The sequence below is a fragment of the Streptomyces sp. NPDC025721 genome (assembly GCF_055558595.1).
In genome coordinates this window covers 38,296-60,779 of the sequence record NZ_JBVHMF010000016.1, presented here as the reverse complement: position 1 = coordinate 60,779, position 22,484 = coordinate 38,296, and the positions used below count along the sequence as shown (strand labels likewise).

Sequence of the window (22,484 nt, the reverse complement as noted above, 5' to 3'; positions counted from 1 at the left end):
TCAGGCGCGGTCGACGGCCTCCAGTGCCTTGCGGGCGAGCGGGTGGGTGCGGACGAGTTCGGCGAGCGAGCTCTTTCCGCGGGTGATGCCCGCGAAGGCGCGCCAGGCGGGCGGGAATGTGGTGAGCACGGCGTGCAGCATTCCGGGGCGCCGTTCGAAGAGGGTCAGCATGCGGCGGCCGACCCCCATCTCGACGCCGAGCCCGGCCTTCACCGCGAAGGTGTAGTTGAGGGCCTGGCGCCTGGCGTCCACCGCGTCGTGGGACTCGGCGATGCGCACGGCCCACTCCCCCGCCAGACGCCCGGAGCGCAGCGCGTAGGAGATGCCCTCGCGCGTCCAGGGTTCGAGCAGGCCCGCGGCGTCGCCGCAGACCAGGACCCGGCCCCGGGAGAGCGGGGAGTCGTCGGCGCGGCAGCGGGTGAGGTGGCCGGAGGAGACGCTGGGTTCGAACCCGGCCAGGCCGAGGCGGGCGATGAAGTCGTCCAGGTAGCGCTTGGTGGCGCTGCCGTCGCCGCGGGCGGAGATCACGCCCACCGTGAGGGAGTCGCCCTTGGGGAAGACCCAGCCGTAACTGCCGGGCAGCGGGCCCCAGTCGATCAGCACCCGTCCCGCCCAGTCCTCCGCGACGGACGTGGGGACCGGGATCTCCGCCTCCAGGCCGAGGTCGACCTGGTCGAGCTTGACGCCGACATGAGCGCCTATCCGGCTCGCACTGCCGTCGGCGCCGACGACGGCGCGGGCGTAGACGGTCTCCTCGACGCCCTTGCCCGCCGGGCCGCCGCTGCCGTTGAGCACGACGGCGACGGTGCGACGGTCGGGGACACCGGGACCGTGCTGCTCCACGCGGGAGACGGTCACTCCGGTGCGCAGCTCGGCGCCCGCCTCGCAGGCGGCCTCCACGAGGGCGTTGTCGAATTCGGGCCGGTTGATCAGCCCGAAGAGCATCTGCCGGGAGCGCTTGGTGCGCGTCAGCTTGCCGTTGAGGCTGAAGGTGACCGCGTGCACCCGGTCGCGCAGGGGCAGTTCGAATCCCGGCGGCAGGGCGTCCCGTGAGGACCCGATGATGCCGCCGCCGCAGGTCTTGTACCTCGGCAGTTCGGACTTCTCCAAGAGGAGGACCCGACGGCCCGTCACGGCCGCGGCGTGGGCCGCGGTGGCCCCCGCGGGGCCCGCGCCGATCACCACGACGTCCCAGACCGCGAGCGCCTCGCCGTCGTTCGCGCCGCTGTCCTGCGCCGCCTGCTCACCGCTCACGTCTGTTTCGCTCCCGCTCGGCCTGTCCGGCTGTGTTGCCCCTGTTCAGCCGCATCCTATTGCGCCCGTCCGGAACATCTCGCTGTGGCACCATCGGCAGCGACCCCGTTGTGTGCACCAACGACCGATGTTGCCACCTGATTCCTGCTAGGAGCACCTATGTCCAGCACCCCGCTCGCCGATACTGTCGCCGCTCTGCTTCCCCGTGCCCGGACGGAGCTGGCGGAGCTGGTGTCGTACGCGTCGGTGGCCGATGAACGACAGTTCCCGAAGAGCGAGTGCGAGAAGGCGGCCGTCTGGGTGGCCGACGCGCTGCGGGCGGAGGGCTTCCAGGAGGTGGCCCTGCTGGACACCCCCGACGGCACGCAGTCGGTGTACGGCTGGCTGCCGGGGCCCGAGGGCGCGCCGACGGTGCTGCTGTACGCGCACTACGACGTGCAGCCGCCGCTGGACGAATCGGCGTGGCTGTCCCCGCCCTTCGAGCTGACCGAGCGGGACGGCCGCTGGTACGGGCGTGGCGCGGCCGACTGCAAGGGCGGCGTGCTGATGCACCTCACGGCGCTGCGGGCGCTGCGCGAGCACGGCGGCGCTCCGGTGAACATCAAGGTCATCGTGGAGGGTTCCGAGGAGCAGGGCACCGGCGGTCTTGAGCGCTACGCCGAGGAGCACCCGGAGCTGCTGGCCGCCGACGCGATCGTGATCGGCGACGCGGGCAACTTCCGGGTGGGGCTGCCCACGGTGACCTCGACGCTGCGCGGCATGGTGCTGGCGGAGGTCCGCGTCTCGACGCTCGAAGGCAACCTGCACTCGGGGCAGTTCGGCGGGGCGGCGCCGGACGCGCTGGGGGCGCTGATCCAGATCCTGGCGTCGCTGCGGGACGCGGACGGTTCGACCACGATCGACGGTCTCGACGCCTCGGGCGAGTGGCCGGGGCTGCGCTACCCGGAGGAGGACTTCCGGCGCGACGCCAAGGTGCTGGACGGTGTGGAACTGGTCGGCAAGGGCAGTGTCGCGGACCGGATCTGGGCGCGTCCCTCGGTGACGGTGCTGGGCATCGACGCGCCGCCGGTCGTCGGCGCGACCCCGTCCGTACAGGCCACCGCGGGCGCGCTGGTGAGCGTCCGGGTCCCGCCGGGCACCGCGGCCGAGCAGGCGGCCGAGGCGCTGACCGCGCATCTGCGGGCGGCGGCTCCGTGGGGCGCGAAGGTGGAGGTGACGCAGCGCGGCAGCGGTCAGCCGTTCCGCGCGGACACCGGGAGCCCGGCGTACACGGCGATGGCGGACGCGATGCGGGAGGCGTACGGGGAGGAGTTGGCGGTGGCCGGGCAGGGCGGTTCGATCCCGCTGTGCAACACCCTGGCGACCCTGTATCCGCGAGCCGAGATCCTGCTGATCGGCCTCAGCGAGCCGGAGGCGCAGATCCACGCGGTCAACGAGAGCGTGTCGCCGCGGGAGCTGGAGCGGCTGTCGCTGGCGGAGGCGCTGTTCCTGGGCCACTACGCGGCCTCCAAGTCCGCGGGCGGCGCGGCCTGACCGACCCGCGGGACCCGGCCGCCGTCACCGCCGTCCACGCCGGGTGGGCGGCGGCGGGGGCAGCGGCGGCCGGGCGGGGCGGGGTCATTCGGCCGGGTGACCGGCCTCCAGGTTGAGCGGGCGGCCCTGTTCGCGGGCGCGCAGCGCCCAGCGCAGCCGGTCGAGGCGGGCCGGTGGGAGCAGTCCCGCGGCCTCGTCCTCGGTGACGAAGCGCCAGCCGCGCAGTTCGGCGCCGGGCAGCAGCAGGCGGCCGATGTCCGCTTCCGCGACCCGGCCGCCGTCGAAGATCAGGCGGAGCCCGCCGTAGCCGGGCGGGCGTGGTGGTTCCCAGTCGACCACGAGGAGTTCGAGGCCGCGGGCGAGTTCGAGCCCCAGCTCCTCGGCGACCTCGCGGTGTCCGGCGCGCGCGGGCGACTCGCCGCGTTCGACGACCCCGCCGGGGAACTCCCAGCCGGGTTTGTAGGTCGGGTCGACCAGCAGGACGCGGTCGGCGTCGTCGAAGAGCAGGACGCCGGACGCCACGGTCTCCGCGGTCGGTTCGGGGGTCTGGACGATCCCGCAGGCCCCGGCGCCGCGCCCGACGGCCTCGGTGACCCGCAGCGCGGTCTGACGGGGGGTCAGGCCCGCGGTGGACAGGATGTGCGCGTCCAGGGCGAGCCACGGCAGGGCGTTCTCGTAGTCGGCGATGCGGTCCAGCGCCCAGCGGCGGGCCCGGTCGTTCGTTCCGGTGCGGTCGGGGTGGTCGTCCCTGGTGGCGATGCGTTCACGCAGGATCGTTTCTCCTGGTTCCAGCAGTACGTGCCGGACCTCGATGCCACGGGACGCGAGGCCACCGAAGATCTCGTCGCGGTAGTCCTGCCGCAGCAGGGTCATCGGGGCCACCAGAACGCCGCCCACCTCATTGAGGAGAGCGGCGGCGGTCTCGACCACCAATCGCCGCCATATGGCCAGGTCCTGATAGTCGGTCACTTCTTGGAGCCGTTTTTCCGGCAGCAGTTGGCGCAGACAGCCGCCGAGTACCTCGGGGTCGTACAGGGTGCTTTCCGGTATCAGCTCCAGCATCTCCAGTGCGGCGCTGGTCTTCCCCGCGCCGAACGCCCCGTTCACCCAGATGATCACGGTGCCCCCTTTTCCGTAGACCCCTACGAATTGCCCGGATCATCGTGGGCGGCAAACGCGCCGTGGCCCGCGGCGGCGCGTACCGGCCGCAGCGGTCGGCGCGGGGAGGCCAGCGTGACGGACACCGGACCGTCGCGGTGCGGGCCGTCGGAGCGCGGCCCGGGCCGCGTCTCCGCCTCCGCGGCCGCCACCCTGTGCTCACCGCGGACCGGCCAGCGCCCGCCGTGTCGAGCCGGGCGCCGCACGCGATGCGGTGGAAGGCGCGGGTCGCTCCCGCCTCCCGGTCCTCGGAAACGCCCCGCCCCTCAGCGGGAATCCGGCACGGCGGCGGCAGGGGCGGGCCTCGGCGCGGCGCCCGGTCCGCCGCGCAGCGGGTCCTCCTCGGCGAACAGCGCGGCCAGGAAGGCAGCGGCGCAGACGGCCGCGGCGACCATGAAGATCTGATGCGTCCCCGTCGCGCCGGAACGCAAGTACGCGTCCCGCGCCGCCCGCGCCCGGCCGACGCCCCTCGGTGGCCCGGGTGAACAGCGAGCCGAAGACGGCCACGCCGAGCGAGCCGCCGACCGTACGGAAGAGCGTGGTGCCGGCGGACGCGACGCCCATGTCCCGCATCCCGACGTTGTTCTGGGCGATCGTCGTGGGCATCCGCATCAGCAGGCCGAGCCCCGCACCGGCCGGAGCTGGTGGCCGACGCGCCCTGGACGCTCTGCCGGTACAGCGGCGGATCGAGCGTGGCACCGAACATCGCGGCGCCCACCGCGAAGATCATCATTGACGAGAGCCGGACGTTCCGGGTGTCGAACACCCGCAACGGCAGGACGGGTTCGGCCGCGCGGCGCTGCGAGGCGACAAAGGCGGCCAGGCCGAGCGCGGCGGCGACGGCCAGCGCGCCAATCCGCCAGGAGGCCCAGGCGTAAACGGTTGCCCGCCCAGGTCCCGGCGAGCACGACCGAGGAGGGGGCGAAGGTCATGAGGACGATGCCGGGCCAGTCGGTCCTGGCCTTGCCGCGGGAGGCGGGTAGCGGGTCGCGGACAGCCGCAGCATCACCTGGCACCACACCAGCGCGAGCAGGCCGAGCGGCAGATTGACGGAGAAGGCCCAGCGCCAGCCGAGGTGGCCGGTGACGAAGCCGCCGAGCAGCGGGCCGCCGATGGTGCCGAGCGCCATGACCGAGGCGGTCATGCCCTGGTAGCGGCCCCGCTCACCGCGGGGGGCACCGGCGCGCCGATCAACGAGAAGGCGCCCACGGCGAGACCGCCCGCGCCGGGCCCCTGAAAGGCCCTGAAGGCGATCAGCGCCGTCATCGGCTGCGCGGCACCGGAGTGCGCGCCACCTGACGAGACACGGCACGCGGTGGCGTCCACGACGCGAAGCACACCGCGCGGAGGCCAAGGTCTCGGGGCCCGCCCCCAGACGCCCTCATCCCTCGGAAGAGAGCGCACCGAGATCTCGGCGAGCACGGTGCGCCGCCGTCACCAATCGCCAGAGGGCACGCCAGGTCTTTTGAGGGCCGCGGGGAACTGCGCGCCCAGCCAGCGCGCAGCCGCGGACCGCAGCCGGCCCTCGCGAGGCGGTCACCTCTTCGGATTGTCGGGCCACCGGCCCGACAAGAGCCGAGCACGCCGCGGGCCCCCGCCCCCACAGGAACCGCCCTCGCGGACGCGGACCCGGCGGCGAGCCGCCCCGTCAGATCGTCGTCGTAAAAGCGTCCAACCGCAGCGCCTGCGCCGCAGCCGCCGCCGCCCCGACCAACCCGGCGTCCGTCCCGAGCTTGGCGGGCACGACATCGACCCCGGCCGCGAAAGAAAGCGTGGCGTACCGCGCGAGGTGCTCCCGGAGAGGATCGAAGAGAATCGGCCCGGCCCCCGCGACGCCCCCGCCGATGACGGCGACATGGATCTCGACGAGCGTCGCGGTGGCCGCGATCCCGGCCGCGAGCGCCTGCGCGGCCCGGTCGAAGGAGGCCAGCGCCACGGCGTCCCCGCCGCGCGCGGCCTCGGCGACGGCCGCCGCCGTGGGCACGGCACCGGCGGGCGGCACCCAGCCCCCGTCCAGCGCGCGGCGCGCGATGTTCGGCCCGCTGGCGATCCGCTCGACGCAGCCGCGCGACCCGCACGGGCAGAGATCACCGTCGAGGTCGACGCTGATGTGACCGATGTGCCCGGCATTGCCGGTGGGCCCGGGAAGGAGGGCGCCGCCGAGGACCAGACCGCCGCCGACCCCGGTGGAGACGACCATGCACAGCGCGTTGTCGTAACCGCGGGCGGCTCCCTGCCAGTGCTCGGCCGCGGTCATGGCGACGCCGTCGCCGGTGAGGACGACGGGCAGGCCGCCGACCGCGTCGGACACCCGCGCGACGAGCGGGAATTCGCGCCAGCCTGGCACGTTGACCGGGCTGACGGTGCCGTGCGCGGCGTCGACGGGACCCGCGCTGCCGATGCCGACGGCGACGACGCGGGTCCACACGGCGGTGGCCCGCAACTCGGCGATCACGTCGGTGACCGCCCGCACCACCGTCTCGCCGTCCTCCCCCGCGGGCGTCGCCCGCAGCGCCCGCGCCAGCAGTCGCCCCTCCGCGTCGATGAGCGCCCCGGCGATCTTCGTACCGCCGATGTCGATTGCGGCCACGAGTGGACCGGTAGCGCCTTGGGGGTGCATCGCTCGGGGATCTCCTCTTTCCTGACGTTCCTGACGAATGTCCTGGCGAATCGCCCGGGGTTCCGCGGAAACGGCACCAGAGATAGTCTCGCCTAACTCTGACAACGTTGTCCAACTCTTCCCGCAGGGAATACTACGATCGTGACCCACAGTTCTGGACGAGTTCCCCGGCCCACCATGAAAGATGTCGCCGCCCGAGCGGGCGTCGGCCTCAAGACGGTGTCGCGGGTGGTGAACGAGGAGCCCGGCGTCACCCCGGACACGGTCGCCCGCGTCCAGGCGGCGATCGACGCGCTCGGCTTCCGGCGCAACGACAGCGCGCGACTGCTGCGCACCCGCCGCACCGCCAGTGTCGGCCTGGTGCTCGAAGACCTCGCCGACCCGTTCTACGCCCCGCTCAGCAGGGCGGTCGAGGACGTGGCGCGGGCCAACGGCGCGCTGCTGTTCACCGGGTCGAGCGCCGAGGACCCGCGGCGTGAGCAGGAGTTGGTGCTGGCGTTCTGCGCCCGCCGGGTGGACGGGCTGATCGTGGTGCCCGCGGGTGACGACCACCGGTATCTGGTCCCGGAGATCGAGGCCGGGGTGGCCACGGTCTTCGTCGACCGTCCCGCGGGCCGGATCGACGCGGACATGGTGCTGACCGACAACGCGGGCGGCACCCGTGACGGTGTCGCGCATCTGATCGCGCACGGACACCGCAGGATCGGCTTCATCGGTGACCAGCCGGGCATTCACACCGCCGCCGAGCGACTGCGCGGCTACCGCGAGGCGATGGCCGACGCGGGGCTGACCATCAGGCCCGAGTGGTACTCGATGGGCCCGACCAACCCCGAGCGGGTCCGCGCCGTCCTGGCGTCCCTGCTGTCCGGTCCCGAGCCGGTGACCGCGCTGTTCGCGGGCAACAACCGCGTCACCGTCACGGCGGTGCGCGTGCTGTCCCACCACCCGCGCCCGGTCGCCCTGGTCGGCTTCGACGACTTCGAACTCGCCGATCTGCTCGACCCGCCGGTCAGCGTCGTGGCCCAGGACTCGCCGGGGCTCGGACGCAGCGCGGCGCAGTTGCTCTTCCGCCGCCTGGAGGGCGGCGCGGACGCCGCTCCCGCCCGGCTGGAGCTCCCCGCCCGCCTGATCGCCCGCGGCTCCGGCGAGATCCCCCCGTCCGACTGAGCACCCGCCGGGCCCGTAACGGCATCGGTCCTTGTCCTGCGGGCATGCGCCCGGCGCGTCAGGGGCCGTTCGCAATCCGCGGGACAGGCGCCTAGCGGCCCGCCAGCGTGTCCAGCTCCGCGCGGCCGAGGCCGGTGCGCTCGATGACCTCCTCGGCGTCGATGGCGCCGCAGTCGAGGCCGCGCAGCAGGTAGCCGCTGAGGGCGCGGGCCGTGGCGGGCTCGTCCATTACGTCGCCGCCCGCCTTGGCGACGTAGGCGGCGAGGCGGGCGGCGGAGGCGTCCAGGCCCTCGCGGTAGAAGGCGTAGACGGCGGCGTAGCGGGTCGGCAGGTGGGCGGGGTGCATGTCCCAGCCCTGGTAGTACGCGCGGGCCAGTGAGCGGCGGACCAGGCCGTAGTGCAGGCGCCAGGCGTCGTGCACCTGCTCGGCCGGGCCGACGGGGAGCACGTTGGTGGAGCCGTCGGACAGCCGGACGCCGGTGCCCGCCGCGGCGACCTGCATGACCGCCTTGGCGTAGTCGGCGGCCGGGTGGTCCATCGACTGGTGGGCGGCGCTGACCCCGCACGCGGCGCTGTAGTCGAAGGTGCCGTAGTGCAGACCGGTGGCGCGGCCCTTGGCGGCGTCGATCAGCCGCGGCACGGTCGCCGTGCCGTCGGGGCCGAGGATGGACTGGGTGGTCTCGATCTGGATCTCGAAGCCGATCCGCCCCCGCGGCAGCCCGGCCGCCCGCTCGAACTCCTCGCACAGCCGCGCCATCGCCGCGACCTGCGCGGGGAAGGTCACCTTGGGCAGTGTCAGCAGCAGCCCGTCGGGCAGACCGCCCCCGTCCAGCAGGGCGGTCAGGAAGAGGTCGAGCGTACGGATGCCCCGGTCGCGGACCGCCGCCTCCATGCACTTCATCCGGATGCCGACGTACGGCGGCGCGCTGCCGTCCGCGACGGCGGCCGTCACGGTGCGGGCGGCGGCCACGGCCGCCGCGTCCTCCTCGGTGTCGGGGCGCGGCCCGTAGCCGTCCTCGAAGTCGATCCGCAGGTCCTCGACGGGCTCGCGCTCCAGCTTGGCCCGCACCCGGTCGTGGACCTCGGCGGCCAGCCCGGTGGACGGCCCCGCGGGAAGGCCGAGTACGGCGGCGAGCGCGGCGGCGTCCGGGGCGTGGGCGTCGAGTGCGGCCAGCGCCTGGTCGCCCCAGTCGCGTACGGTCCGGGGGCCGAAGGCGTCGGCGGGTACGTAGACGGTGTGCACGGGCTGCCGGGTGCCGGGGTCGCCGGGGTAACGGCGGGCCAGTTCGGCGTCGGTGCCGGCCAGACCGGCGCCGATGTCCGCCCGTACCGCGTCCGCCAGTGTCGTACCGGCCGCCGCCGCGCCCGCTGAGCCCTGCGCCATGTGCCACCCTCCCGGAAATTCAACAAATCGTTGAAGTGAAGCTAGCCGTGCCGTAGGCCGAGGTCAACACCCCACCAGGGGGGCGCCGGACGGACGACGGCCCCCGCACGCGGCTGGCGTGCGGGGGCCGTCGGGAGGGGTCGGTCAGCCCTTGCGGGCCTTGATCTCCTCGGTGAGCTGGGGGACGACCTGGAAGAGGTCGCCGACGACGCCGTAGTCGACGAGGTCGAAGATCGGCGCCTCCGCGTCCTTGTTCACCGCGACGATCGTCTTGGACGTCTGCATGCCCGCGCGGTGCTGGATCGCGCCCGAGATGCCGTTGGCGATGTAGAGCTGCGGCGACACCGACTTGCCGGTCTGGCCGACCTGGTTGGTGTGCGGGTACCAGCCCGCGTCCACCGCCGCGCGCGACGCGCCCACGGCCGCGCCCAGGGAGTCCGCCAGCGCCTCGATGACCGAGAAGTTCTCGGCGCCGTTGACACCGCGACCGCCGGAGACCACGATCGCGGCCTCGGTCAGCTCAGGACGCCCGGTCGACTCCCGCGGGGTCCGCGAGACGACCTTGGTGCCGGTGGCCAGTTCACCGAAGGCCACCTCCAGCGCCTCGACCGTCCCGGCCGCCGAAGCCGCCTCGACCGGCGCGGAGTTCGGCTTCACCGTGATGACGGGGACGCCCGTGCTGACCCGGGAGCGGGTCGTGAAGGCGGCGGCGAACGCCGACTGCGTGGCCACCGGGCCGTCGGCGCCGGCCTCCACGTCGATCGCGTCGGTGATCAGGCCCGAGCCCAGGCGCAGCGCGAGCCGCGCGGCGATCTCCTTGCCCTCGGCGGAGGACGGCACCAGGACCGCGACCGGGCTCACCGCCTTGGCGGCGGCCTCCAGCGCGTCGACCTTCGGTACGACGAGGTAGTCGGCGAACTCCGGCGCGTCGGCGGCCAGTACCCGCACGGCGCCGTGCTCGCCCAGCACGGAGGCGGCGGCGTCGGCGCCGGGGCCGAGGTGGACCGCGACCGGCTCACCGATCCGGCGGGCCAGCGTCAGCAGTTCGAGAGTCGGCTTGCGGACGGCACCGTCCACGTGGTCGACATAGACGAGGACTTCACCCATGGAAATGCACTCCTACGAAAAAGTTTGACGGGGCGGATACGGACCGGAACGGCCGGAGGCGGGCCCGGGACAGCGTCCGGGAGGGCGCCCGGCATCCGGTCAGATGAACTTCTGGCTCGCCAGGTACTCCGCGAGCTGCTTGCCGCCCTCGCCCTCGTCCTTCACGATCGTGCCCGCCGTCCGCGCCGGACGCTGCGTGGCGTCCTCGACGGCCGTCCACGCACCCGCCAGGCCCACCTCGGCCGCGTCCAGACCCAGATCCGACAGGTCCAGGGCCTCCACCGGCTTCTTCTTCGCCGCCATGATCCCCTTGAACGAGGGGTAACGGGCCTCGCCCGACTGGTCGGTCACCGAGACCAGCGCCGGAAGCGACGCCTCCAGCCGCTCGCTGGCCGCGTCGCCGTCGCGGCGGCCGGTCACCTTGCCGTCCTCGACCGACACCTCGGACAGGAACGTCACCTGCGGCACGCCCAGCCGCTCGGCCAGCAGCGCGGGCACCACGCCCGCGGTGCCGTCGGTCGAGGCCATGCCGGTCACGACGAGGTCGAAGCCCGCGCGCTCGATGGCCTTGGCGAGCACCAGCGACGTGCCGAGGATGTCCGTGCCGTGCAGGCCGTCGTCCTCGACGTGGATCGCCTTGTCCGCGCCCATCGACAGCGCCTTGCGCAACGCGTCCTTCGCGTCCTCGGGACCCACGGTCAGCACCGTGATCTCCGCGTCGTCCGCCGCGTCGGCGATCTGCAGCGCCTGCTCGACCGCGTACTCGTCCAGCTCGGAGAGCAGGCCGTCCACCGCGTCGCGGTCAGTGGTCAGGTCCTCGGCGAAGTGACGGTCGCCCGTGGCATCGGGCACGTACTTCACTGCGACTACGATCCTCAAACTCACGCCAGCTCTCCTACCTACTGCATCGTTGCAACGTCTTCGTCCAACTGCCCCGGAATCCGCCCCGGAATGGCAGCATAGGCGTCCGCGGCGGCGGCTCCCCGCCGGGACGCAGCAACTGCCCCGACAGAAATATTACTCGCCAGTACACAGAGCTGGTTCCCCGTTAGCAAGGACCTTGAACTGTGATGTGGCCGACGCCGCCGCCGTCAGTGGCCGAGTGAGTTGAAGCCGCCCTGGTGGTAGAGGAGCGGGCGGCCGGGACCCTGGGGGTCACCGGCGACGGCCTGGGCGATGACGATCCGGTGGTCGCCCGCCGGGATGCGCGCCACCACGCGGCACACCAGCCAGGCCGGTACCTCGTCGAGCAGCGGGACGCCGTGCGGGCCGGACGCCCAGGCGGTGGCGGGGCCGAAGCGGTCGGCGCCGCTGCGGGCGAACGTGCCGGCCAGCACTTCCTGGTGCTCGCCGAGTATGTGGACGCCGACGAACGACGCCTCGGCGACGGTCGGCCAGCTCGACGACCCCAGGCTGATGCCGAAGGAGAGCAGCGGCGGCTCGGCGGACACCGAGGTCAGGGAGGTGGCGGTGAAGCCGACGGGATCGGGGCCCGCGGCGGTGATCACGGCGACTCCGGCCGCGTGGCGGCGGAAGACCGAACGGAAGACGGCGGGGTCGAGAGCGGGGCCGGGCGTGGGGTCGAAGGCCGAGGAGTCAAAGGCGGCGGGGTGATCGCTGATGGCAGTCACGGTCAGATCCTTCTGAAGCGGTCGAGCGGCGGAGTGCGGGTCGTGGGCGCTCAGCAGCTCGGACAACGCGCGCTGGAGTGCCGACCGAAGTCGACATCGGCGCGCGCGTACAGATACGCGTACAGAAAGTGGTCGTGCGACATAACGTCAGAGTGACGATTCGGACGGGGTCACGTCAAGACCCGCCCGGAATATGGAATTTCCGTCACACCGCGCTCCGCCGGAGGCTGACAGCCCCTCAGATCGGCCGGCCCGCCCGGCTCGTCAGACAGCCGCGCCCAGCGCGGCGATCACGTCCGCCTTGCGCGGCTGACCGGCGGCCCTGCGCACGATCGCGCCGTCCGCGTCGAGGACGAACACGGTCGGGGTCTTGAGGACGCTCAGCCGCCTGACCAGCTCCAGGTGCGCCTCGGCGTCGATCTCGACGTGCCGGACGCCGTCCACCATGCCCGCCACCTCGTCGAGCACGCGCCGGGTGGCCCGGCAGGGCGCGCAGAAGGCGCTGGAGAACTGCACCAGGGTGGCGCGCTCCCCCAGCGGCCCGCCGAGGTCAGCGGCCGTCAGCCGCTCGTCGCCGTCCTTCGTCCGCACCCGGATTCTCCCGTCCCTGCGCCGGTGCACCAGCCCGTAGGCGCTCGCGGCCAGCAGTACGGCCAGGCAGACCACCAGTCCCGTCAACGCCGTGCTCCTCGTCCGCTCACACATCTCGTACGTCTCATACGCCTGCTCATACGTCCGGTCACACACCGTCGTACGTCCGGTCACACACACGGTCGTACGTCCGGCGGCTTCCCGCCCGCGTCATTCCGATCCGTGCAGCGTTCATGCGAACGCAATGATTCCCGCGGTCGCGTTCCGTCGCTGGTCGGCCATTATTTCAGTCATGGAGATCGATGTACGAGGGCCCCGCTTCGGTGCGTCCCTGACCACGGTGGTGCTGGCGGTCGTGCTGATCACCGGCAGCGGCTGGCTGCTGGCCGTTCAGGCCGCGGTCTTCGCCGTGGGAGCGGTGGCCGGAGTGCAGAATTCGCCGTACGGCTGGGTTTTCCGCACCCTGGTGCGGCCCAGGCTGGGGCCGCCGCCCGGCACCGAGGACGCGGCCCCGCCGCGGTTCGCGCAGGCGGTGGGTTTCGGCTTCTCCGTGATCGGTGTCATCGGCTACCTGGTGGGCCCGCAGTGGCTGGGTCTGGCGGCCACCGCGTGCGCGCTCGCCGCCGCCTTCCTCAACGCCGCTTTCGCCTACTGCCTGGGGTGCGAGGTGTATCTGCTGCTGAAACGGGCAGCAGCCTGATGGGTTCCGCCGCAGGTCGTGAGAAGAATCTCGCCTTGGCACCGGTCCCCGGGATGACAGGGGGCCCGCCGGCGGGGCACCATCGCTCAGCGGCCGAACAACTTACGGGCGCGTAACTTCCGCCGGGAGCGCCGCCCCGGAGAGAGCAGGTGCCCCGACATGGCCGAACTCGTCTATCCACCGGTGATCGCTTGTGCCCGCACCATGTTCAAGGTGCAGGGGCTCAAATTCGACATCCGGGGCACCGAGAACGTCCCCCGCCAAGGCGGCGCCCTGCTCGTCAGCAACCACATCGGCTATCTGGACTTCGTCTTCTGCGGTCTGACGACGCTGCCCGCCAAGCGCCTGGTGCGCTTCATGGCGAAGGAATCGGTTTTCCGGCACAAGGTGTCGGGTCCGCTGATGCGCGCCATGAAGCACATTCCGGTGGACCGCTCCGAGGGCATGCACGCGTACGCGCACGCCTTGGACGCGCTGCGCGGCGGTGAGATCATCGGGGTCTTCCCCGAGGCGACCATCTCGCAGTCGTTCACGTTGAAGTCGTTCAAGTCGGGTGCGGCCCGGCTGGCGATGGAGGCCGGTGTGCCGCTGCTGCCGATGGCGCTGTGGGGCACTCAGCGACTGTGGACGAAGGGGCACCCGCGCAATCTGGGCCGCAGCAAGTTCCCGATCACGCTGCGGATCGGCGAGCAGATGCGCCCGCAGGAGAACGAGAAGGCGGGCGCGCTCACCCGGCGGCTGCGGCTGCGGGTGCAGGAGCTGCTGGACGACGCGCAGCGTACGTATCCGGGCAGGCCCTCGGGCCCCGCCGACCGCTGGTGGCTGCCCGCGCATCTGGGCGGCACCGCCCCGACGCCGGAGGAAGCGGCGGCCAGGGACCGCGAGCAGCAGCCCCAGCCGAGCTGAGGCGGGACCCTCCGGACGCGGGCGCGGAACCCCAACCGGACGCGGGACCCCTCCGGACGCGGGACGCGGGACGCGACGGCGTCCTCACGGCAGTTCGGTGGGCAGCGTCCTGGCCAGTTCCGACCGGTCGCGCGCGCCGCGCAGGGCCTCCAGTACGGCCGTGGGCGGCGCCGCGTGCACGAGCGGATAGTCGGCCTCGCCGATCTCCGGGCGCGCCGCCCACGCGAGCCGTTCCTCGTCCAGCGAGAAGCGCGCGTCGACGCCGGGTTTGTTGCCGCGCGCGTCCAGCCGTGACCAGTGGCCGCGCCCCGGCAGCAGCAGGGCGATCAGGCCGTGGACCACCGGGTCCGTACCGTCGTCGTCGGTGAGCCGCTGGTAGCAGAGCCCGGCGGGGATGGACGCGGCGCGCAGCAGCGCCGTCAGCGCGTGCGACTTGGCGTAGCAGATGCCGGTGCGCTGCTCCAGCACGTCGGAGGCCCGCCAGGTGACGCGGTCGTCGCCGGAGTCGAAGGAGTGCGGGATCGTGTCGCGGACGAATACGAAGGCGGCCCGCGCATAGTCATGCGGTCCGGTGGTATGGGCCAGCAGCGCGGCCGCGGTGTCGCGCACTCGTGGGTGGCCGTGGTCGATGACGTCGTCGGCGGCCGTATAGGCCGAGAGGTCGGCGGTCTCCAGGATCAGCTCCATGTGCGGGAGCCTAGGAAACCGCCGACCACTCGATCAATCGAATTACCGCCAACCGCATACTCATGCGGCCGACTCCGGGCCGCCGGACAGGCCCTAGGCCCGCATCTCCTCCTCGAGCGCGGCGGCGAAGCCGTCCACGTCCGACTCGGTCGTGTCGAAGGAGCACATCCAGCGGACCTCGCCCGTCGACTCGTCCCAGAAGTAGAAGCGGTAACGCTTCTGCAGCCGCTCGCTGACCTCGCGCGGCAGCAGGGCGAAGACGGCATTGGACTGCACGGGCCGCAGCACGGTGACCCCGTCCACGCCCCGTACGGCCTGCTCCAGGCGGCGGGCCATCGCGTTGGCGTGGGCGGCGCTGCGCAGCCACAGGTCGCCCGAGAGCAGCGCCTCGAACTGCACGGAGACGAACCGCATCTTGGAGGCGAGCTGCATCGACAGCTTGCGCAGGTAGTCGATGGCGCGCACCCGCTCGGGGCTGAGGACGACCACGCACTCGCCAAGCAGCAGGCCGTTCTTGGTGCCGCCGAAGGAGAGGATGTCCACGCCCGCCTCGGTGGTGAAGCGGGCCAGCGGCACGTCGAGGCCGGCCGCCGCGTTGGCGATCCGCGCGCCGTCCAGGTGCACGGCCATGCCGAGCTGGTGCGCGTGGTCGCAGATCGCCTTGATCTCCTCGGGCGTGTAGCAGGTGCCCAGTTCGGTGGTCTGAGTGATCGAGACGACCTGCGGCTGGGCCCGGTGCTCGTCGGAGAAGCCGTACGCCTGCCGGTCGATCAGCTCGGGGGTGAGCTTGCCGTCCGGGGTCGGGACGGTGAGCAGCTTCAGGCCGCCGACCCGCTCGGGGGCGCCGCACTCGTCCACGTGGATGTGCGCGGACTCGGCGCAGATCACCGCGCCCCAGCGCTCGGTGACGGCCTGGAGCGCCGTCACGTTGGCGCCGGTGCCGTTGAAGACCGGGAAGACCTCCGCGCGCGGGCCGAAGTGGCCGCGGAAGACCTCCTGGAGGTGGCCGGTGTACTCGTCCCCGCCGTAGGCGGGCTGATGGCCGCCGTTGGCGAGGGCGAGCGCGGTGAGGATCTCCGGGTGCACCCCGGCGTAGTTGTCACTGGCGAAGCCGCGCACCTGCGGGTCGTGGCGGCGCACGGCGTCGCTGGCGAGCTGTTCTGTCACGGTCGGGGCGTCAGCCACTGTCGGGTCCCGTTCACTTCCGTAGGGCTCTGGTCCCAGACGTCCGCGATGGCCTCGGCGAGGTCGCGCACGTCGGTGAAGCCGGCGAATTTGGCGTTCGGGCGCGTGGCCCGCATCTCATCGTGCACCAACGCCTTGATCACCAGCACAGTGGCCGCGGCCGTGGGTCCGTCGGCGCCGCCGAGCTTGCGGAAGGAGTCGCCCAGCGCGAGCGTCCACGCCTCGGCCGCGGCCTTGGCCGCGGAGTAGGCGGCGTTGCCCGCGGTCGGCGTGGTGGCGCCGGACGCGCTGATCAGCACGTACCGGCCGCCGTGGCTGCGCATGAGGCCGTCGTGGAAGGCCAGCGAGGTGTTCTGCACGGTACGGATCAGCAGCTTGTGCAGCACGTCCCAGTCGCCGAGGTCGGTCTCGGGGAAGGACGCGGAGCCGCGCCAGCCGCCCACGAGGTGGACCAGGCCGTCGACCCTGCCGTGGTCCTTCTCGATCCGGCCGGCCCAGTCCTGGGTCGCCTCCAGGTCGAGCAGGTCGACGATCTCGCCGGTGATGTCAGCGCCGCCCGCGTCGTAGCGCGCCGCGTCGACGGCCTCGGCCAGCCGCTCGGGGTCGGCGTCGGCGGCGATCACATGGCCGCCCTCGCGCGCGAGCCGTTGCAGTACCGCCCGCCCCGCGGGGCCGCCCGCGCCCGCCACGGCGATCACCGCTCCGTCGAGACCACCCGTGTACGTGTCGGTCGTCATGTCCGCCTCCTCGGCCGCACCGGTCACGCGGCGCCCCGAAGTGAGCTCTCGCCGGTGATTCCCTTGGTCGAGGTGATCACCGTCCGCAGCTTCTTCGCAAGGGCCTCGTAGAACATGCTGAGCGGAAACTCGTCCGCCAGCACGTCGTCCACGAGTTTGCGCGGGGGCTGGGACAGGTCGAGGGCGTCGGGGCCCTTCGCCCAGACCGAGCCGGGATGCGGGGAGAGGTAGCTGGCGACCAGGTCGTAGGCGGCGAACCAGTGCACGAGCTTGGGCCGGTCGATGCCGTCCCGGTAGAGCGTCTCGATCTCGGCGCAGAGCTGGTTGGTGACCTGCGGTGCGCGCTCCCAGTCGATGTGCAGGGTGTTGTCTGTCCAGCGTACGGCGTCGTGCTTGTGCAGGTACGCGAAGAGGAGTTGTCCGCCGAGTCCGTCGTAGTTGCGGACGCGTTCACCGGTGACCGGGAAGCGGAAGAGCCGGTCGAAGAGGATCGCGTACTGCACGCCCAGGCCCATCGGGTGGCCCTCGGCCTGGAGCTTCACGGCCTCCCTGAACGTGGTCAGGTCGCAGCGCAGCTCCTCCAGCCCGTACATCCAGAACGGCGCGCGCTGCTTGATCATGAACGGGTCGAACGGCAGGTCGCCGTGGCTGTGCGTGCGGTCGTGGATCATGTCCCACAGGACGTACGTCTGCTGCGCCAGGTCCTGGTCGGCGATCAGCCGGGCCGCCTCCTCGGGCAGTTCCAGGCCGAGGGTGTCGACGGCGGCGGCGGTCACCGCGCGGAAGCGGGCGGCCTCGCGGTCGCAGAAGATCGCGCCCCAGGTCCAGCGCTCGGGGGCCTCGCGGACGGCGACGGTCTCCGGGAAGAGCACCGCGGAGTTGGTGTCGTAGCCGGGGGTGAAGTCCTCGAAGGTGATCGGTACGAACAGCGGGTTGTCGTACCGATTGCGCTCCAGCTCGGCCAGCCAGTCGGGCCAGACGACGCGCAGGGCGACGGCCTCCAGATTGCGGTCCGGGTTGCCGTTCTGTGTGTACATCGGGAAGACGACCAGGTGCGGCAGGCCGTCGCGGCGGTCGGCCGCGGGCTGGAAGGCGAGCAGCGAGTCGAGGAAGTCCGGGACGCCGAAGCCGTCGTCGGACCAGCGGCGCAGGTCGGCGACCAGGGCGCGGTGGTACTCGGCGTCGTGCGGGAGGAGCGGGGAGAGCTGTTCGACCGACTCGGTCACCCGGCGCACGGTGCGCTCGGCGTCGTCCTTGCTGGGCGCGCCCTCGGCCTCGAAGTCGATGGAGCCGTCCTTGCGCTGCCAGGGCCTGATGGCTTCGACGGCCTGCTTCAGCACCGCCCACGCGGGGTGGCCGACGATGCCCACGCCGGACGTACCGCCGCCGTCCGCCACCTTCGCCGAAAGAACTTCGCCCATGACCCCTCCTCCACAAAAGAAACTGTCGTCCGGACACCGTATCCGTGACCTTGTTGATCCATCAAGGGGAGCCGGTGGAGATTGTCCTGCCTGATGGTCGACAGGCCGCTGTTCTTCCTGTCGTCTGCCGGGATGGGTCACTAAAACTTGCGCATAGGGGCCGCTTGAGCACGCGGTCCCGAGTCGTCACGGCGTGTTCGGCCCGCCGTCGCCCGGTCTCGCTAGGGTGCCGGTATGAGCTTCCTCACCGTCGGCCACCGCGGGGTCATGGGCGTCGAGCCGGAGAACACCCTGCGCTCCTTCCGCCGAGCCGAAAAGGCGGGCCTGGACCAGATCGAGCTGGATCTGCACCTCAGCAAGGACGGCGCGCTGATCGTCATGCACGACGCCGACGTCGACCGCACCACCGACGGCGCCGGGCTGGTCCGCGACCTCACGCTGGACGAGATCCGCGGCCTGGACGCCGGGCTCGGCGAGCGCGTACCGGTCTTCGAGGAGGTCCTCGAAGCGGTTGGCCGGCCGATCCAGGCCGAGATCAAGGACGTGGCGGCGGCCCGGGCGCTGGCCGACACCCTGAGCGCGCACGGCGCGACCGACCGGGTCAGTGTGCTGTCCTTCCACGACGAGGCGCTGGCGGAGATCCGTACGCTGCTGCCCGACGTGCGCACGGTGCTGGTCGCCAGCGACCTCGGCCCGGAGATCGTCACCCGCGCCCAGGCGGTGGGCGCCCGCCTGGTCAGCCTGGAACTGCGGCAGGTGAACCTGGACGTCGTCGAGCGCTGCCAGGCCGCGGGCATCGCCGTCATGGCCTGGACCGTCAACACCGCGCAGGAGTGGGCCCTGGCCCGCGCGCTGCGGCTGGACGGCGCCGCCACCGACCTCCCCGAGGAACCGGCCATCGCGTAGCGCCGCGGTACCGTACCGGCGTCATCCTGCGGCGCCGCGGTCCCGCGGCCCCGCGCAATGTGCCGGACACAAAGGTCCGGCATCCGGACAACTGGCCGAATCGCGTGGACAGACGCGCCCGCGCGGTGCCAAGGTCCCGCCATGCGTCCCGCGATCTCGCTGTCCCCGCGCCGTGCCGCGCTCGCCGCGGCTGCCCTGCTCACCCTCGCACTGGCCGGCTGCTCGCCCCAGGACGACACGACCGACGCCGGTCCCTCGTCCTCCGCGGCGTCGGCCGGTGCGACCGGCACCACCACCGCCACCACGGCGTCGTGCGCGCCCGGCACGCTCGCCACCCGTACCCCCGGCAAGCTCACCGTCGGCACCGACAATCCGGCGTACGACCCGTGGTTCTCGGACAACAAGCCGTCCAACGGCAAGGGGTACGAGTCGGCGGTCGCGTACGCGGTGGCCAAGCAGCTCGGTTACGCGCCGGACCAGGTCGTCTGGCAGACCGTGGCCTTCAACAAGGCGTTCGCGCCCGGTGCCAAGAACTTCGATTTCGACATCAACCAGGTTTCGATCAACGACGAGCGCAAGAAGGCCGTCGACTTCTCGCCCGGCTACTACGACGTACGGCAGACCGTCGTCGCGCTGAAGACCTCGAAGATCGCGAACGCGCACAGCGTCGCGGACCTGAAGAACGCCAAGCTCGGCGCCCAGGTGGGCACCACCAGCCTGGACGTCATCGACAACCTGGTGAAGCCCGCCAAGCAGCCCGCCGTCTACCAGCGCAACGACCTCGCCGTGGCCGCGCTCAAGAACGGCCAGGTCGACGGGATCGTGGTCGACCTGCCGACCGCCTTCTACATCACCGGGGCCGAGGTCACCGACGCCAAGGTGGTCGGGCAGTTCGCGGCGGCGGGCTCCTCGCCCGAGCAGTTCGGGCTGGTCCTCGACAAGGGCAGCAAGCTGACCGCGTGCGTCTCGCGGGCCGTCACCGCCCTGCACGGCGACGGGACGCTGGCCGCCCTGGAGAAGCGGTGGCTGTCGGACGCCGTCGGCGCCCCGGTGCTCGGATGACCGTGCGGGACGACCCCGCGCAGGTCGACACGTACCAGCCGTCCGCGCGGCGGATCGAGCGCGAGCTGTACCGACGCGCCCGCGGCCGCCGCGCCTTGGTGGTGGCGAGCGTCAGCACCCTGGCGACCGCCGGGGTGCTGATCGGGCTGATCGTCAGTTCGCCCGGCTGGCAGCGCACCCGTGAGACGTTCCTCAACGGGCACTACGCGCGGCTCGCGCTGCCGGACGTGCTCCAGGGCCTCTGGCTCAATCTGCGGCTGATGGTGGTGTGCGGCGCCGTCGTCTTGGTCGCGGGGCTGCTGCTGGCGGTCGTGCGCACCCTGCGCGGCCCGGTGTTCTTCCCGCTGCGCGCCCTGGCGACGGCGTACGTGGACTTCTTCCGCGGGCTGCCGCTGATCATCTGCCTGCTCGCGGTGGTCTTCGGCGTGCCCGCGCTGCGGCTGAGCGGCGTCACCAACGACCCCGTGCTCCTCGGCGGCCTGGCGCTCTGCCTGACGTACACCGCCTATGTCGCCGAGGTGTTCAGGGCCGGGATCGAGACCGTCCACCCGAGCCAGCGCGCCGCGGCCCGCTCGCTCGGCCTCAGCAGCGCGCAGACGATGCGGTACGTGGTGCTGCCGCAGGCCGTGCGCCGCGTGGTGCCGCCGCTGCTCAACGACCTGGTGTCGCTCCAGAAGGACACCGGTCTGGTGTCGATCGCGGGCGCCGTGGACGCCGTCTACGCGGCGCAGATCATCGCCAGCCGTGACTTCAACTACACGCCGTACGTGGTCGCGGGGCTGATCTTCGTCGCGCTGACCATCCCGATGACGCGGTTCACCGACTGGGTGACGGCCAGGATGAACCGGCGGCAGTCGCAGGGAGGCGTCGTATGAGCGGCACGGGCGGGGACCGGCTCGCCAAGGACGTACCGCCCCAGGCGCGGGACCTGGCCGATCCGGACCGGAGCCGGGACACGCCCGTGCTGCGGCTGGAGTCGGTCCGCAAGACGTACGGCTCCTCCGTCGTTCTGCGGGACATCGCGCTCGACGTGCCCGCGCACACGGTCACGGCGCTGATCGGCGCGTCCGGCTCAGGGAAGTCCACGCTGCTGCGCTGCGCGAATCTGCTGGAGGAGATCGACGACGGCGCGATCTTCCTGGACGGCGAGGACATCACCGACCCGCGGGCCGACCAGGACGCGGTACGGCGCAGGATCGGCGTCGTCTTCCAGGCGTACAACCTGTTCCCGCACATGACGGTGCTGGACAACATCACGCTGGCGCCGCGCCGGGTGCACGGGGTGCCGCGGGGCGAGGCGGAGGAGCGGGCGCGGGAGCTGCTGGCCCGGCTGGGGCTCGCCGACCGGGCCGCGGAGTATCCGGACCGGCTCAGCGGCGGCCAGCAGCAGCGGGTGGCGATCCTGCGGGCGGTCGCGACCAGGCCGCGGCTGCTGCTTCTCGACGAGGTGACCGCCGCGCTCGACCCGGAGCTCGTCGGCGAGGTGCTGTCGGTGGTCCGCGACCTGAAGGAGCAGGGCATGACGATGGTGATCGCCACCCATGAGATGGCGTTCGCCCGCGATGTCGCCGATCAGGTCTGCTTCCTGGACGCGGGCGTGATCCTGGAGCGCGGCACTCCCGCCGAGGTGTTCGGCGCCCCGGCCGAGCAGCGCACGCGGGACTTCCTGCGCCGGATCACGGAGGCGGGACGGCTGTGACGGCCGGGGCCGGGCGACCGGGTTCGGGGCGCCGGGTACCGGGTGGATCGGGTGTCGGGTGGCGGGCGTCCGGGTCTCAGACCAGCTTCTTCGTGAGCAGCTCGAACTCCAGGTCGTCCCTGGTCGGCAGCCCGAAGCGCTCCTCGCCGTACGGGAAGGGGCTGGTCTGCCCGGTGCGCTGGTAGCCGCGGCGGACGTACCAGGCGATCAGGTCCTCGCGGACCGAGATCACCGTCATGTGCAGCTCGGCGACGTCCCACTCCTCGCGGGCGAACCGTTCGGCCTCGGCGAGGATCACCTTGCCGAGCCCGGCGCCCTGGAGCGCGGGCCGTACGGCGAACATCCCGAAGTACGCGTGGTCGCCGCGGTGTTCGAGCTGGCAGCAGGCCACCACCTCGTCGCCGGACTCCACCACCGTCAGCCTGCTGTCCGCGCCTTCGATGACGGCCAGCACGCCCTCGGGGTCGGTCCGCTGCCCCTGAAGGATGTCCGCCTCCGTCGTCCACCCCGCGCGACTCGCGTCGCCGCGATAGGCGGACTCGATCAGCCCGACCAGGACGGGGACGTCGTCGGGGGTGGCGGCGCGGAAGCGGGGAGCGGCGATATCCATGCGGGCAAGGCTATCCCCAGGTCCGGGCCGCGCTCACGGGTCCTGCCGAGGTCTTCGCGGGCGGGCGGCGTCGGCGCGCGACGGGGCGCGTGCTCGACGTGGGGCAGGGCGCGTGGTCGGCGTGCG

The 22,484-nt window shown here is 72.4% G+C and carries 25 protein-coding genes; 9 read left to right on the top strand and 16 right to left on the bottom strand.

Annotated elements, in window-relative coordinates:
- The gene (locus ACZ4EF_RS22290; protein ID WP_355343843.1) at positions 1-1,254 is read right to left on the bottom strand and encodes a geranylgeranyl reductase family protein; all 1,254 of its coding nucleotides are present in this window, start codon (positions 1,252-1,254) and stop codon (positions 1-3) included.
- 159 nt (positions 1,255-1,413) lie between these two features.
- On the opposite strand from ACZ4EF_RS22290, the gene ACZ4EF_RS22285 reads away from it, so the two are divergent.
- On the top strand, positions 1,414-2,787 hold the full coding sequence (locus ACZ4EF_RS22285; protein ID WP_355343840.1) for a dipeptidase: 1,374 nt from the start codon (positions 1,414-1,416) through the stop codon (positions 2,785-2,787).
- 84 nt (positions 2,788-2,871) lie between these two features.
- Here the strand turns inward: ACZ4EF_RS22285 and ACZ4EF_RS22280 are convergent, their stop codons facing one another.
- Together ACZ4EF_RS22280 and ACZ4EF_RS22275 are read right to left on the bottom strand one after the other, a co-directional pair.
- Entirely contained in the window at positions 2,872-3,906 is a 1,035-nt protein-coding gene (locus ACZ4EF_RS22280) for an NUDIX hydrolase (RefSeq protein ID WP_355343837.1), read from the bottom strand.
- A 305-nt stretch (positions 3,907-4,211) separates the two neighbouring features.
- Positions 4,212-4,376 carry a hypothetical protein gene (locus tag ACZ4EF_RS22275; protein ID WP_467506211.1) on the bottom strand — a complete coding sequence of 55 codons (165 nt, stop codon included), beginning with the start codon at positions 4,374-4,376 and terminating at the stop codon, positions 4,212-4,214.
- Positions 4,377-4,637: 261 nt separating this feature from the next.
- On the opposite strand from ACZ4EF_RS22275, the gene ACZ4EF_RS22270 reads away from it, so the two are divergent.
- Complete coding sequence (locus tag ACZ4EF_RS22270) at positions 4,638-4,823, top strand: hypothetical protein (RefSeq protein ID WP_467506209.1); 186 nt, start codon at positions 4,638-4,640, stop codon at positions 4,821-4,823.
- A gap of 50 nt (positions 4,824-4,873) precedes the next feature.
- Here ACZ4EF_RS22270 and ACZ4EF_RS22265 read toward each other — a convergent pair whose 3' ends face one another.
- The 3 genes from ACZ4EF_RS22265 to ACZ4EF_RS22255 all read right to left on the bottom strand — a co-directional run bounded on the left by ACZ4EF_RS22265 (position 4,874) and on the right by ACZ4EF_RS22255 (position 6,565).
- Positions 4,874-5,089: an MFS transporter gene (locus ACZ4EF_RS22265; RefSeq protein ID WP_467506207.1), complete on the bottom strand. Its 216-nt coding sequence runs from the start codon at positions 5,087-5,089 to the stop codon at positions 4,874-4,876.
- Entirely contained in the window at positions 5,086-5,271 is a 186-nt protein-coding gene (locus ACZ4EF_RS22260; RefSeq protein WP_467506205.1) for a hypothetical protein, read from the bottom strand. The genes ACZ4EF_RS22265 and ACZ4EF_RS22260 overlap by 4 nt, the downstream gene beginning before the upstream one ends.
- 322 nt (positions 5,272-5,593) lie before the next feature.
- Positions 5,594-6,565, bottom strand: a complete 972-nt coding sequence (locus ACZ4EF_RS22255) for an ROK family protein (protein WP_467506203.1) — start codon at positions 6,563-6,565, stop codon at positions 5,594-5,596.
- Between the two features lie 177 nt (positions 6,566-6,742).
- On the opposite strand from ACZ4EF_RS22255, the gene ACZ4EF_RS22250 reads away from it, so the two are divergent.
- Positions 6,743-7,732: a LacI family DNA-binding transcriptional regulator gene (locus tag ACZ4EF_RS22250; protein WP_355343831.1), complete on the top strand. Its 990-nt coding sequence runs from the start codon at positions 6,743-6,745 to the stop codon at positions 7,730-7,732.
- Positions 7,733-7,823: 91 nt separating this feature from the next.
- On the opposite strand, the gene ACZ4EF_RS22245 is transcribed toward ACZ4EF_RS22250, so the two are convergent.
- From ACZ4EF_RS22245 to ACZ4EF_RS22225, 5 genes are all read right to left on the bottom strand, one after another.
- Positions 7,824-9,116, bottom strand: coding sequence for a DUF6986 family protein (locus tag ACZ4EF_RS22245; protein ID WP_467506201.1), 1,293 nt, complete (start codon positions 9,114-9,116; stop codon positions 7,824-7,826).
- Between the two features lie 144 nt (positions 9,117-9,260).
- Entirely contained in the window at positions 9,261-10,223 is a 963-nt protein-coding gene (locus ACZ4EF_RS22240) for an electron transfer flavoprotein subunit alpha/FixB family protein (RefSeq protein ID WP_355343825.1), read from the bottom strand.
- 99 nt (positions 10,224-10,322) lie between these two features.
- On the bottom strand, positions 10,323-11,108 hold the full coding sequence (locus tag ACZ4EF_RS22235) for an electron transfer flavoprotein subunit beta/FixA family protein (RefSeq protein ID WP_355343822.1): 786 nt from the start codon (positions 11,106-11,108) through the stop codon (positions 10,323-10,325).
- 206 nt (positions 11,109-11,314) lie between these two features.
- Complete coding sequence (locus ACZ4EF_RS22230) at positions 11,315-11,854, bottom strand: flavin reductase family protein (RefSeq protein ID WP_401314019.1); 540 nt, start codon at positions 11,852-11,854, stop codon at positions 11,315-11,317.
- A gap of 264 nt (positions 11,855-12,118) precedes the next feature.
- Positions 12,119-12,532, bottom strand: a complete 414-nt coding sequence (locus tag ACZ4EF_RS22225; RefSeq protein ID WP_391050214.1) for a TlpA family protein disulfide reductase — start codon at positions 12,530-12,532, stop codon at positions 12,119-12,121.
- Positions 12,533-12,737: 205 nt separating this feature from the next.
- Here ACZ4EF_RS22225 and ACZ4EF_RS22220 point away from each other — a divergent pair, with 205 nt between their 5' ends.
- The gene (locus ACZ4EF_RS22220; protein ID WP_355343813.1) at positions 12,738-13,145 is read left to right on the top strand and encodes a DUF4395 domain-containing protein; all 408 of its coding nucleotides are present in this window, start codon (positions 12,738-12,740) and stop codon (positions 13,143-13,145) included.
- Between the two features lie 159 nt (positions 13,146-13,304).
- Positions 13,305-14,051: a lysophospholipid acyltransferase family protein gene (locus tag ACZ4EF_RS22215; RefSeq protein ID WP_355343810.1), complete on the top strand. Its 747-nt coding sequence runs from the start codon at positions 13,305-13,307 to the stop codon at positions 14,049-14,051.
- Positions 14,052-14,135: 84 nt separating this feature from the next.
- Here ACZ4EF_RS22215 and ACZ4EF_RS22210 read toward each other — a convergent pair whose 3' ends face one another.
- The 4 genes from ACZ4EF_RS22210 to ACZ4EF_RS22195 form a co-directional block, all read right to left on the bottom strand.
- Entirely contained in the window at positions 14,136-14,738 is a 603-nt protein-coding gene (locus ACZ4EF_RS22210) for a transglutaminase-like domain-containing protein (RefSeq protein ID WP_467506196.1), read from the bottom strand.
- A gap of 93 nt (positions 14,739-14,831) precedes the next feature.
- Complete coding sequence (locus ACZ4EF_RS22205) at positions 14,832-15,923, bottom strand: threonine aldolase family protein (RefSeq protein ID WP_467506194.1); 1,092 nt, start codon at positions 15,921-15,923, stop codon at positions 14,832-14,834.
- On the bottom strand, positions 15,902-16,660 hold the full coding sequence (locus ACZ4EF_RS22200; RefSeq protein ID WP_355343801.1) for an SDR family oxidoreductase: 759 nt from the start codon (positions 16,658-16,660) through the stop codon (positions 15,902-15,904). Before ACZ4EF_RS22200 ends, ACZ4EF_RS22205 begins: the two co-directional genes overlap by 22 nt.
- A 23-nt stretch (positions 16,661-16,683) precedes the next feature.
- The gene (locus tag ACZ4EF_RS22195) at positions 16,684-18,081 is read right to left on the bottom strand and encodes a DUF6421 family protein (RefSeq protein ID WP_355343798.1); all 1,398 of its coding nucleotides are present in this window, start codon (positions 18,079-18,081) and stop codon (positions 16,684-16,686) included.
- 234 nt (positions 18,082-18,315) lie between these two features.
- Between ACZ4EF_RS22195 and ACZ4EF_RS22190 the strand changes: the two genes are divergently transcribed.
- The 4 genes from ACZ4EF_RS22190 to ACZ4EF_RS22175 all read left to right on the top strand — a co-directional run bounded on the left by ACZ4EF_RS22190 (position 18,316) and on the right by ACZ4EF_RS22175 (position 21,748).
- Positions 18,316-18,987, top strand: coding sequence for a glycerophosphodiester phosphodiesterase (locus tag ACZ4EF_RS22190; protein ID WP_355343795.1), 672 nt, complete (start codon positions 18,316-18,318; stop codon positions 18,985-18,987).
- Between the two features lie 141 nt (positions 18,988-19,128).
- Positions 19,129-20,049, top strand: coding sequence for an ABC transporter substrate-binding protein (locus ACZ4EF_RS22185; RefSeq protein WP_391164114.1), 921 nt, complete (start codon positions 19,129-19,131; stop codon positions 20,047-20,049).
- Entirely contained in the window at positions 20,046-20,924 is an 879-nt protein-coding gene (locus ACZ4EF_RS22180; RefSeq protein WP_355343789.1) for an amino acid ABC transporter permease, read from the top strand. Before ACZ4EF_RS22185 ends, ACZ4EF_RS22180 begins: the two co-directional genes overlap by 4 nt.
- The gene (locus ACZ4EF_RS22175) at positions 20,921-21,748 is read left to right on the top strand and encodes an amino acid ABC transporter ATP-binding protein (protein ID WP_391164113.1); all 828 of its coding nucleotides are present in this window, start codon (positions 20,921-20,923) and stop codon (positions 21,746-21,748) included. The genes ACZ4EF_RS22180 and ACZ4EF_RS22175 overlap by 4 nt, the downstream gene beginning before the upstream one ends.
- Positions 21,749-21,824: 76 nt before the next feature.
- On the opposite strand, the gene ACZ4EF_RS22170 is transcribed toward ACZ4EF_RS22175, so the two are convergent.
- On the bottom strand, positions 21,825-22,358 hold the full coding sequence (locus ACZ4EF_RS22170) for a GNAT family N-acetyltransferase (RefSeq protein WP_355343786.1): 534 nt from the start codon (positions 22,356-22,358) through the stop codon (positions 21,825-21,827).
- Positions 22,359-22,484: the final 126 nt, after the last annotated feature.

Bases quoted from the DNA above. Each gene is read 5' to 3' on its own strand.
- ACZ4EF_RS22200 (WP_355343801.1), bottom strand. From the start codon at position 16,660: ATGACGACCGACACGTACACGGGTGGTCTCGACGGAGCGGTGATCGCC.
- ACZ4EF_RS22285 (WP_355343840.1), top strand. From the start codon at position 1,414: ATGTCCAGCACCCCGCTCGCCGATACTGTCGCCGCTCTGCTTCCCCGT.
- ACZ4EF_RS22240 (WP_355343825.1), bottom strand. From the start codon at position 10,223: ATGGGTGAAGTCCTCGTCTATGTCGACCACGTGGACGGTGCCGTCCGC.
- ACZ4EF_RS22255 (WP_467506203.1), bottom strand. From the start codon at position 6,565: ATGCACCCCCAAGGCGCTACCGGTCCACTCGTGGCCGCAATCGACATC.
- ACZ4EF_RS22190 (WP_355343795.1), top strand. From the start codon at position 18,316: ATGAGCTTCCTCACCGTCGGCCACCGCGGGGTCATGGGCGTCGAGCCG.
- ACZ4EF_RS22180 (WP_355343789.1), top strand. From the start codon at position 20,046: ATGACCGTGCGGGACGACCCCGCGCAGGTCGACACGTACCAGCCGTCC.
- ACZ4EF_RS22245 (WP_467506201.1), bottom strand. From the start codon at position 9,116: ATGGCGCAGGGCTCAGCGGGCGCGGCGGCGGCCGGTACGACACTGGCG.
- ACZ4EF_RS22185 (WP_391164114.1), top strand. From the start codon at position 19,129: ATGCGTCCCGCGATCTCGCTGTCCCCGCGCCGTGCCGCGCTCGCCGCG.
- ACZ4EF_RS22215 (WP_355343810.1), top strand. From the start codon at position 13,305: ATGGCCGAACTCGTCTATCCACCGGTGATCGCTTGTGCCCGCACCATG.
- ACZ4EF_RS22220 (WP_355343813.1), top strand. From the start codon at position 12,738: ATGGAGATCGATGTACGAGGGCCCCGCTTCGGTGCGTCCCTGACCACG.
- ACZ4EF_RS22175 (WP_391164113.1), top strand. From the start codon at position 20,921: ATGAGCGGCACGGGCGGGGACCGGCTCGCCAAGGACGTACCGCCCCAG.
- ACZ4EF_RS22170 (WP_355343786.1), bottom strand. From the start codon at position 22,358: ATGGATATCGCCGCTCCCCGCTTCCGCGCCGCCACCCCCGACGACGTC.
- ACZ4EF_RS22265 (WP_467506207.1), bottom strand. From the start codon at position 5,089: ATGACCGCCTCGGTCATGGCGCTCGGCACCATCGGCGGCCCGCTGCTC.
- ACZ4EF_RS22210 (WP_467506196.1), bottom strand. From the start codon at position 14,738: ATGGAGCTGATCCTGGAGACCGCCGACCTCTCGGCCTATACGGCCGCC.
- ACZ4EF_RS22250 (WP_355343831.1), top strand. From the start codon at position 6,743: ATGAAAGATGTCGCCGCCCGAGCGGGCGTCGGCCTCAAGACGGTGTCG.
- ACZ4EF_RS22195 (WP_355343798.1), bottom strand. From the start codon at position 18,081: ATGGGCGAAGTTCTTTCGGCGAAGGTGGCGGACGGCGGCGGTACGTCC.